The sequence below is a fragment of the Aquirufa sp. 5-AUSEE-100C1 genome (assembly GCF_054558655.1).
Window position 1 is genome coordinate 622,667 of sequence record NZ_JBPXKO010000003.1, and the last position, 10,109, is coordinate 632,775.

The 10,109-nt window shown below is 45.1% G+C and carries 8 protein-coding genes; 6 read left to right on the plus strand and 2 right to left on the minus strand.

Annotated features, from left to right (window positions below; translation table 11 throughout):
* Nucleotides 1–48: 48 nt before the first annotated feature.
* A complete protein-coding gene (gene lon / locus ACMH5P_RS09860) occupies nt 49–2,541 on the plus strand; it encodes an endopeptidase La (RefSeq protein WP_459494197.1) in 2,493 nt (830 codons plus the stop codon).
* Here lon and ACMH5P_RS09865 read toward each other — a convergent pair.
* Entirely contained in the window at nt 2,505–4,427 is a 1,923-nt protein-coding gene (locus ACMH5P_RS09865; RefSeq protein ID WP_459494198.1) for a RecQ family ATP-dependent DNA helicase, read from the minus strand. The two genes, lon and ACMH5P_RS09865, sit on opposite strands and share 37 nt — an antisense overlap.
* A 139-nt stretch (nt 4,428–4,566) precedes the next feature.
* Here ACMH5P_RS09865 and ACMH5P_RS09870 point away from each other — a divergent pair, with 139 nt between their 5' ends.
* From ACMH5P_RS09870 to ACMH5P_RS09890, 5 genes are all read left to right on the plus strand, one after another.
* Nucleotides 4,567–6,030, plus strand: coding sequence for a DUF4301 family protein (locus ACMH5P_RS09870; protein WP_459494199.1), 1,464 nt, complete (start codon nt 4,567–4,569; stop codon nt 6,028–6,030).
* Between the two features lie 239 nt (nt 6,031–6,269).
* Nucleotides 6,270–7,460: a mannonate dehydratase gene (uxuA, locus tag ACMH5P_RS09875; protein ID WP_459494200.1), complete on the plus strand. Its 1,191-nt coding sequence runs from the start codon at nt 6,270–6,272 to the stop codon at nt 7,458–7,460.
* A 142-nt stretch (nt 7,461–7,602) separates the two neighbouring features.
* A complete protein-coding gene (gene rpsL, locus ACMH5P_RS09880) occupies nt 7,603–8,007 on the plus strand; it encodes a 30S ribosomal protein S12 (protein ID WP_377980517.1) in 405 nt (134 codons plus the stop codon).
* A 69-nt stretch (nt 8,008–8,076) separates the two neighbouring features.
* Nucleotides 8,077–8,544 (plus strand): 30S ribosomal protein S7, encoded by a 468-nt coding sequence (rpsG, locus tag ACMH5P_RS09885; protein WP_130895318.1) that lies wholly within the window; start codon nt 8,077–8,079, stop codon nt 8,542–8,544.
* 131 nt (nt 8,545–8,675) lie between these two features.
* The gene (locus tag ACMH5P_RS09890; protein ID WP_459494201.1) at nt 8,676–9,083 is read left to right on the plus strand and encodes an RrF2 family transcriptional regulator; all 408 of its coding nucleotides are present in this window, start codon (nt 8,676–8,678) and stop codon (nt 9,081–9,083) included.
* A gap of 10 nt (nt 9,084–9,093) precedes the next feature.
* Here ACMH5P_RS09890 and ACMH5P_RS09895 read toward each other — a convergent pair whose 3' ends face one another.
* Nucleotides 9,094–9,819, minus strand: a complete 726-nt coding sequence (locus ACMH5P_RS09895) for an RluA family pseudouridine synthase (protein ID WP_459494202.1) — start codon at nt 9,817–9,819, stop codon at nt 9,094–9,096.
* Nucleotides 9,820–10,109 lie beyond the last annotated feature (290 nt).

Consider the following 10,109-nt stretch of genomic DNA (forward strand, 5'->3'; position numbering starts at 1 on the left):
CCATACTTTTAGCATAAGACTACGAGGGGAATTTTATAAATTGTGTGTATGAATAATTCAAACGACCTTTTTAAGCATTTGAGATTGTCGGACATGTCCGACTTCGAGAATATTGAATTGATCCCAATTGGATCAGAGGGGATGGGTAGTGATGACAAAATGGGCGTTTTGTCAGAGGAGTTGCCGATTTTACCTATTCGGAATATTGTTTTGTTTCCAGGAATGGTGATACCGATCACGGTGAGTCGGCAGAAATCCGTGCGATTAGTGAAAAAAGCGTACAAAGGCGATCGGACGATTGGTGTATTAGCGCAAGCGAATCACTCCAAAGAGGAGCCTTTACCAGAAGATTTATACAAGATTGGAACGGTTGGACACATTGTGAAAATGTTTGTCCTTCCGGGAGGAAATACAACGATTATCGTTCAGGGCCGTAAGCGTTTTGAGGTAAAGGAATACATCAAAACGGAGCCGAATCTCATTGCTAGTGTACGGTATTTGGAGGATACTTTTCCAAAGAAATTGAATCGTGAGAATAAGGCCTTGATTTCTACCTTAAAGGAAAATGCCTCAAAAATCTTAAGTCTTAATCCGGAGATACCCCGGGAGGTTCAGATTGCCTTGGATAATATTGAGTCACCATCGTATTTGGTGCACTTTTTGTCTTCCAATGTGAATGCGGAATTGCCTGAAAAGCAAGCATTGCTTGAGCAATTAAATGGTTTGGAGCAGGCAACATCGTTGTTGGAACATATGATGAAGGACATTCAGCTCTTGGAGTTGAAGCGTGAAATTCAGAGTAAAGCTTCAAGTGATATTGATCAGCAGCAAAGGGATTATTACATCCGCCAACAAATTAAAGTTCTCCAAGAAGAGCTCGGGGTAGAAAGTCCAGAGCAGGAATTGGATGGGTTGCGGGCACGTGCGGCGAAGAAAAACTGGTCGAAGGATGTCAATGATTTCTTCCAAAAAGAATTGAGCAAATTGCAACGTACGAATTCGATGTCGCCGGAATATCCGATGCTGATGAATTACGTAGAATTATTGGTCGACTTGCCTTGGGGTGAATACTCGAAGGATAATTTCGATTTGATTAAGGCAAAGAAGGTCTTGGATGCGGATCACTTTGGATTGGAAAAAGTGAAGGAGCGCATCATTGAATACTTAGCCGTTCTGAAGATGAAGGGTGACATGAAGGCTCCGATTCTCTGTCTTTATGGCCCTCCAGGGGTTGGTAAAACATCCTTGGGGCGTTCGATCGCCAAAGCTTTGGGGCGTAAATACGTCCGTATGGCTTTGGGTGGTTTGCGAGATGAAGCGGAAATTCGCGGACATCGCAAAACCTACATCGGTGCGATGCCTGGGAAAGTCATTCAAAACATTAAAAAAGCCGGTTCGTCGAATCCTGTATTTATCCTAGATGAAATCGACAAGGTAGGCGCTGATCACCGTGGAGATCCATCATCGGCTTTGTTGGAAGTATTGGATCCGGAGCAAAACAATAGCTTCTTGGATAATTACATGGAGGTCGAATACGACTTATCCCGTGTCATGTTCGTTGCAACTGCCAATAACTTAGATACCATTCACCCTGCCTTGCGAGACCGGATGGAGATTATTGAGGTGAGTGGCTATACGATGGAAGAGAAGGTTCAAATCGCAAAGAAGCATTTGTTGCCAAAACAGAAATTGGAGCATGGATTAGATAAAGTTGCCTTTACGATGACCGATGCCGCCATTCAAAAGGTGGTGGAAGGTTATACCCGAGAATCGGGAGTGCGTAAATTGGAGCAAGAAATCGGTCGAGTAGTTCGTAAGATGACCAAATCGATTGCCATCGGTGAGGAGTATCCTGCTAAGATTCAGCCGGCAGATGTTGTTCGTATGTTGGGCCAAGAGATTTTCGATAAGGACGCTTACGAAAGTAATGAATATGCTGGTGTAGTGACAGGCTTGGCCTGGACGCCCGTGGGTGGAGATATTTTATTTATTGAAACTCTGCTGAACCGCGGCAAAGGCCAATTGACTTTATCGGGCCAATTGGGGGATGTCATGAAGGAGTCTGCGATGGCCGCTTTGAGTTTCTTGAAGGCGCATTCGGATGATTATAAAATCGACTACCGTATTTTTGATCAGTACAATCTTCACATTCACGTACCTGCGGGTGCGGTTCCTAAGGATGGCCCTTCGGCTGGGATTACGATGTTGACAGCGATTGCGTCGGCATTAACCCAGCGAAAAGTGAAGGCAAATTTAGCCATGACAGGAGAGATAACCTTGCGTGGTAAGGTCTTGCCGGTGGGTGGAATTAAGGAGAAGATTTTAGCAGCTAAGCGTGCGGGTATTAAAGAGATAATTATGTGCCACAAAAATCAAAAGGATGTGGAGGAGATTGAGGCACATTATATTTCAGATTTGAAATTCCATTATGTGGAACATGCGACGGAGGTGTTGGCCATTGCCTTGTTGGATCAGCAGGTCAAAAATCCGGTAAAGTTTGTTTTTCAGGAAGAGGCTAAGGCGAGTACGTCGGCCGACTGATAAACAATATCCCCCATTTCGAGACAATATTGAATCATTTTAGATGCCTCTGCCTGTGTTAATGGGCGGAGGCATTCTGTTAAATCCTGGAGGCTCATCGCCCCGTTTTTCAAATAGTTTAGAATCAATTGTCGCTCTTTCTCCATTCCTTCTGGATAGGCCTTTCCACTTGATTCTTTTTTTCGTTGGATGCAAAGGTCGCAAATGCCACAATTTGCTTGGTCGGACTCCCCAAAATAAGCCGTGATTAAGCGGTTCCGACACGTATTTTTCGCGCGAACATAGGTCTCGATGGCCTTAATTTTGCTTTGACTTCGTTCCTTTTTCTTGAGGTACTCGCTCCAGATGATGGGAAGATTTTCCGTGTTAGCCCGCGGAGTAAGCAATGTCAACTTGGGTAGCCCGGATTGTTTCTCGTATTCGAGAATTTCGAATTTCGCGAGCAGGTTTAGGATGCGCTCGACATCCGCCAAAGGCATCTTGATGAGCTGGCTAATATTGACCTCGGAGATAGAGATAAACTGCGTGTAAAGATTTCCGCCATAGTGCCTTAGGAGGAATTTGATAAAAGTTTCGAATTTTTCGTTTCGAATCATGAAATCGTATACCTCGGCAGCTGTGGCTTGAATGCGGATTTTGGAAGGATTTTGGAAGGCATCATTTAAAATCAGGAGGCCTTCGCTTTCCAATGTCTTAATGGCGAAATAGGTTTCTGAGGCAGGTAATTGAAAACGTCTAGCCATTTCGGTCCAGTCGAAATCATAGGTTGTTAATTCCCCGCTTCCCTCAGCTATTTGCAAGTAGTTGCTTATCACTTGATAGGTTTTGCGAAGTGTTTCTGGCGTGGGGAAGGTCTTTTCCCAGTTGGCCTGCAGGTCAATAATGTCCTGTTCTTCCACCAAAACAACCGCATAGGCTTTCTTTTCGTCTCGTCCGGCCCGACCAGCTTCTTGGTAATATGCCTCCAAGGTATCGGGTAAATCCATGTGCACGACCAGGCGAACATCAGGTTTGTCGATACCCATCCCAAAGGCATTGGTTGCCACGATGCAATCCATTTTATTGTTAATCCAATCTTGCTGTTTTTGCGTCCGCAGTTCGGTGCTTAAGCCGGCATGGTAGAAATCGGCCCGAATACCGTTCTCTCCTAATAGCTTTGCGATTTCTTGTGTTTTCCGACGATTTCTGGCGTATACGATGGATGTTCCTCCGACCTTCTTGATCATCTGAATGAGTTGAGGATCTTTGTTTTCTTCCCAGCGACAGGAGTATGACAGGTTGGCACGCGTAAAACTTTTTTGAAAGACTTGGGCATTTTTGAGCCCCAATTTTTCGATGATGTCGGCTTTGACTTCCTGGTTCGCGGAGGCTGTCAATGCGATGCAAGGTACGCCTGGCAGGATGTCTCGGAATTGTTGGATTTCGAGGTAGGGCGGTCGGAAATCATAGCCCCACTGGGAAATGCAATGCGCTTCGTCGACGGCTAATAGTGCGATATTCATTTGCTTGGCACGTTCAATGACCAAGTCGGTTTTGAGTCGTTCGGGGGAGAGGTACAGAAACTTCACCTGTCCGTAGATGCAATTATCGAGCGCGATGTCGATTTGTTTTTTGGACATGCCGGAATAGATGGCAATGGCTGGGATTCCTCTTTTGGTGAGTTGGTCCACCTGATCTTGCATCAGCGCGATCAAGGGAGTAATCACAATACAAATGCCATCTAAGGCTAGTGCCGGGACTTGAAAGCAAATGGATTTTCCTCCACCTGTGGGGAGTAGTGCTAGGGTATCTCTTTTTTGAAGGACAGCTTGGATAATCTCCTCTTGCAAGGGACGAAAGCTTGAGTGTCCCCAGTGTTGTTGCAATATGTGATGGATATCCTGCATGTTCATTCAAATCTACCAAAATTTGGCCGAAGGATAAAAAGTCGGCTCATGCAGCCTTGATAATTTTAAAATAATCGCCGGGAATTGCGGGATAATTCAAGTCAACGTGTATTTTTGATTCTTTCAAAAAACGCGCATTATGTTGACAGCATCTGATTTATTGCAATTATCTGCACGGGGTATCCGTCCAGAGGAGGTTCACCAACAAGTCGATTATTTTAAGCAGGGCTTCCCTTGGATGTCTTTGGAGAAATCTGCGACGGTGGGGGATGGGATTGTTCGTTTTTCGGAGGCGGATTTGGCGTCTCATGTGGAGCGTTTTGAGTCCCGTCGGTCGTCCTTGAATTTATTGAAAATGGTTCCGGCCTCGGGTGCGGCGACGCGTATGTTTAAATCCTTGTTTGAATATATTTCATCGGGTACGCCAAACAAGGAGACGGATTTGTTTTTTGATCAATTGGATTCGTTTGCATTCTATGAGGAGTTGAGGTCACATGTGGCGGAAGGGGCTGATGAGGTGACGGTGTTGAAACAGCTATTGGGAGCATCGGGTATGGAATATGGGTCTTTGCCAAAGGGTTTATTGAAGTTTCATCAGTATCCTTCGGGCGCGCGGACGCCGTTGGAGGAACATTTGGTGGAGGCAGCGGCTTATGCTTCCGATGGTCAATTAGCTCGATTGCACTTTACGGTTTCTCCGGAACATCGAGGTCGATTTGAGAAATTGGTGGATGAGTTGGTTCCCGTTTGGTCTGCTCATTTTGGTATCAAATTTGAAGTAACTTTTTCGGAACAAAAACCCGCGACGGATACGGTGGCGGTAAACATGGATAATACGCTTTACCGGGAGCCAGATGGATCCTTGTTGTTCCGTCCGGCGGGGCACGGGGCGTTGCTGGAGAACTTGAATGATTTATCTGCGGATATCATTTTTATTAAGAATATCGACAATGTGGTGCCGGATCATTTGAAACCGATCACGGTGGAGTATAAGAAGGCGCTTGCGGGATTACTATTGTGGTTGCTAGAGGGAATCGAGTATTTGGAGATGCGCCTTCGTGGAGAGTTGTCGGCGGGTTTGATTGAGGAAGCATGTTTGGAATTGAAGACCTATTTGGGATTTGAGGTGGCGGCTGATTTTGCGCATTTGAGTTTGGAGGCGCAGGCGGCGGAGTTGTTGCGGATATTGGCACGTCCTACTCGGGTTTGTGGGGTGGTGAAGAATACGGGTGAGCCGGGAGGAGGCCCTTTTTGGTGTCAGGATGCGGTGGGGAATTTGACCTTGCAATTGGTGGAGTCGGCGCAGGTGGATATGTCTAATTCGGAACAAAAGGCCTTGTTTGGAGCGGCGACGCATTTTAATCCGGTGGATTTGGTTTGTGCGACGCGGGGATGTGATTTGCGGGAGTATCGCGATATGATGACGGGATTTATCACAGAAAAGACGAAGGATGGTAAGTCCTTAAAGGCGCAGGAATTGCCCGGTTTATGGAATGGAGCGATGGCGCATTGGAATACGCTGTTTGTGGAGGTTCCTTTGGAAACCTTCAATCCAGTGAAAACGGTAACGGATTTATTGCGCCCGGCGCATCAAAACGGATAGGGTTTTTCTCTTTGTAAAAAATCCCTAATTTTGCACCTCTTCCAGCAGATTTTGAAGGAAGTATATAAATGCTTGATTACAAAAACCTTGCCCGTTTTACAGGCAAGGTTTTTTATTTATCAGGGTATTGGTAATATTTATCAAGTAGGATTTATTAATTCTGGGCTTTCTAAAGTAGTTTTAAGAGCAGAGGAGTTTTTCCAATCTCACGGTTGAAATAAATCGAAAAAAGATTAATTATGGCATTAGAGCAAACATGGCGGTGGTTTGGGCCGAATGATCCCGTAAAATTATCGGATGTGCGTCAAGCGGGCGCGACAGGTATTGTGAGTGCATTGCACCAAATCCCCAATGGTCAGGTATGGGAAGTGGCGGATATCTTGGAACGCAAGGCCATGATCGAAGCGGCGGGTTTGACGTGGTCGGTGATTGAAAGTATTCCGATTCATGAAGATATTAAGACGCGTTCTGGGAACTATGTCAAGTACATTGCGAACTATCAGCAGTCTATCCGGAATGTCGCGAAGGCGGGATTGGATTTGGTATGCTATAATTTCATGCCGATATTGGATTGGACGCGTACGGATTTGGATTATCGTTTTCCGGATGGAAGTACGGGCTTGCGCTTTGATGCGGCTGAATTCTGTGCATTTGAATTGTTTTTATTGAAGCGTCCGGGGGCGGAGCAACATTACACGCAGGAACAGATTGCGCGCGCAGAGGCTTGGTTTAAGGGGTCATCGCAAGCGCAGCAGGAGAAATTGATTCGTAATATTATTGCGGGCCTACCGGGTTCGGAGGAGAGTTTCACGTTGAAGTCTTTTCAGGAGGCCTTAGATACCTATCAGCATGTGGGCGAGCAGGAATTGCGCGAACACTTATATGAATTTATTCGCGCGATCGCTCCGGTCGCGGAGGAAGAAGGGGTGAATTTATCGATTCATCCGGATGATCCTCCGTATTCGATTTTGGGCTTGCCACGTGTAGTGAGTACGGAAAGTGATGCAGTTCAGTTGCTGAATGCTTATGATAGTAATGCAAATGGATTGTGTTTTTGCACGGGGAGTTATGGCGTTCGGGCCGACAATGATTTAGTGGGGATGGTGGAGCGTTTGGGTCATCGTTTTAATTTTATCCACTTGCGTGCAACGCGCCGGGATGAGTTTGGAAATTTTCATGAGGCGGATCACTTGGATGGGGATGTGGATATGTTTGGGGTGATGAAGGGCTTGGTGATGGAGCAACGTAAACGAATCGCTGCGGGTAGAAAAGATTATCGATTGCCGTTCCGTCCGGATCACGGCCATCGGATGTTGGACGATTTACAAGAAGGCAAGAAAACGAATCCAGGTTATACGGCGATTGGTCGTTTGCGTGGATTGGCGGAATTGCGGGGATTGGAGATTGGGATTGAAGGCTTCTTGAAATAATTTTCGGGCAAACCGTTTTGTTTTCTCTTTCTTATTGTTAAATTTGCACCCCCATTGGTGTGGGATAACTCTATTCAATTGAGTTTACTGCGCTTAACAAGGGATTAAATGAATTTATAATTAAACAGGTAATTACGCTAAAATGCCAACTATTCAGCAATTAGTGCGCAAGGGACGTGAGCAAATGACTTGGAAATCTAAGTCACCTGCTTTGGATTCTTGTCCACAAAGAAGAGGAGTTTGTACTCGTGTATACACGACGACTCCAAAGAAACCAAACTCAGCGATGCGTAAAGTAGCGCGTGTACGTTTGACAAACCAAAAAGAGGTGAATGCCTACATTCCAGGTGAGGGTCACAACTTGCAAGAGCACTCGATCGTATTGATCCGTGGTGGTCGTGTGAAGGACTTACCAGGTGTTCGTTATCACATCATTCGTGGAGCATTGGATACTGCCGGTGTAACTGGTCGTTTACAGTCTCGTTCAAAATATGGTGCGAAGCGTCCAAAACCAGGACAAGCAGCTCCAACAGGTAAGAAGAAATAATTATTAACAGAAAGATCCAGTATGCTTCGTTAAGGCAGAAGGTTGGGTCGAAATTAAAAAACTAACAACATGAGAAAGGCGAAACCAAAAAAGCGCTACGTATTACCAGATCCTAAATTTAAGGATGTATTAGTAACTAAGTTTGTAAACAACTTGATGTACGACGGAAAGAAGTCAACGGCATTCACCATTTTTTATGATGCGTTGGATAAGGTTGAGGAGCGTACGAAAGAGAACGGTTTAGAGACTTGGAAAAAAGCATTAAACAATGTGATGCCATCTGTCGAGGTTAAGAGCCGTCGTGTGGGTGGTGCAAACTTCCAGGTACCAACAGAAGTACGCGCTGAACGTAAAGTTTCATTGGGAATGAAGTGGTTAATTGGTTATGCACGTAAGCGTGGTGACAAAACAATGATGGATCGTTTAGCGAATGAAATCATTGCAGCATCGAAAGGTGAGGGAGCAGCTGTGAAGAAGAAAGATGATACGCACAGAATGGCGGAGGCGAACAAAGCGTTCTCGCACTTCCGTTTCTAATTCGATTGAATTTTTTCAAAAGGCTGTCCAGCAATGGGCAGCCTTTTTTTGTAGGTAACAAGTAGTTAATCGATTGGTTTAGTGGAGTATTTGTAAAAAATTAGTAGTTTTGATTAACAATCAACCAAACTATGATTTCTAAGAAGGCAAAATACGCTTTAAAGGCATTGAAGGTTTTAGCTCAGGCGTATGAGAAGGGGCCCTTATTGATTTCGCACATAGCGGAGTCGGAGCATATTCCAAAGAAATTTCTAGAGGCCATCTTATTGGAATTGCGGAACCATGGGGTTTTGCAGAGCCAGAAGGGCAAGGGAGGCGGATATTATTTGCGTGTTCCACCGTGTGAGGTAACTTTTGCCAAAATTATTCGCATTGTAGATGGGCCCATTGCGCCGGCACTTTGTGTATCCTTGCATTTTTATGGTAAATGCGATGATTGTGCAGATGAGGAGACATGCCAATTGCGAACGGTATTAGCCAAATGGCGGGATGCCAACCTATCGGTTTTAGAAAAGACAACCTTGGAGGAGCTTATTTAAGCTCCTTTTTTTATTCGTATAGGTAGTCGAGGTTTTTCATTTTGAAATCCTCGGGATCTAGTTCTAAGAATTCTTCCCAGAATGGATTTTCGGGAACGGCAGCTTTGCAGATGATCGGAGTTTTCTTGATAGGATGGATGAAGTACAAGCGGCGGGCGTGTAGATTGATGCTCGCGTCTGGATTGGCTTTGTCGTAACCGTATTTAATGTCGCCGCGGATGGGGCATCCCAACGAAGCTAATTGCACACGAATTTGATGTGGTCTGCCGGTGATGGGCTCTACTTCAACGAGGTAGTGCAGGTTAATTTTTCCTAATACTTTGTAGTTCAGTTCAGCTTTAAGTGCTTTGCCTTCGGGATAGTCGTAGGCGGTGGTGGTGTTCTTTGCCTCGTTTTTTAAAAGCCAATGGGTCAATTTTCCTTTTTCAGGGTAAGGCTTTTTCCGGGTTACGGCCCAATAGGTTTTTTGGATGTCGCGTTTGCGGAACATTTCCATCATGCGCTCGAGGGCTTTGGACGTGCGGGCAAATATTACGAGTCCGCTCACGGGGCGATCGAGCCGGTGAACGGGATGTAAGAATACTGCGCCGGGTTTTTGGTATTTTTCTTTGATGTAGTCTTTCAAGACATCGGTCAATGTTACGTCGCCTGTGCTGTCGCCTTGCACGAGGATACCTGCCCTTTTATTAACGATAAGGAGGTGATTGTCTTCGTAAATGATGTGATAGTCTTTCATACTTTTCAAATTTTGGACGCTAAAATTCGGGTCCATGCTGGGCACAAAGGTAGGATTATTTTGCGATAAGTGTGGTTGGGTCCAAAATTTATAATTTTTTTTCGCGTGAGTCCCCCTTGATTTTCAATGAATTATGGATTTGGGTTAATTTTTTTTGTGGGGAGAGTTGGTATTTATAAATTATTCCTACATCTTTGCACTCCCAATCGCTAGGAAAACGATTCTAGCACATTGACTTCGGGCAGATTAGATGGTTTTCGGATTGTTTAATTGGTGATGAAGTTGAAAGA

What these genes read in the sequence shown, in the direction of transcription:
- rpsL (WP_377980517.1), top strand. Translation starts at nt 7,603, where the DNA reads ATGCCAACTATTCAGCAATTAGTGCGCAAGGGACGTGAGCAAATGACT.
- lon (WP_459494197.1), top strand. Translation starts at nt 49, where the DNA reads ATGAATAATTCAAACGACCTTTTTAAGCATTTGAGATTGTCGGACATG.
- ACMH5P_RS09890 (WP_459494201.1), top strand. Translation starts at nt 8,676, where the DNA reads ATGATTTCTAAGAAGGCAAAATACGCTTTAAAGGCATTGAAGGTTTTA.
- ACMH5P_RS09865 (WP_459494198.1), bottom strand. Translation starts at nt 4,427, where the DNA reads ATGCAGGATATCCATCACATATTGCAACAACACTGGGGACACTCAAGC.
- ACMH5P_RS09870 (WP_459494199.1), top strand. Translation starts at nt 4,567, where the DNA reads ATGTTGACAGCATCTGATTTATTGCAATTATCTGCACGGGGTATCCGT.
- uxuA (WP_459494200.1), top strand. Translation starts at nt 6,270, where the DNA reads ATGGCATTAGAGCAAACATGGCGGTGGTTTGGGCCGAATGATCCCGTA.
- rpsG (WP_130895318.1), top strand. Translation starts at nt 8,077, where the DNA reads ATGAGAAAGGCGAAACCAAAAAAGCGCTACGTATTACCAGATCCTAAA.
- ACMH5P_RS09895 (WP_459494202.1), bottom strand. Translation starts at nt 9,819, where the DNA reads ATGAAAGACTATCACATCATTTACGAAGACAATCACCTCCTTATCGTT.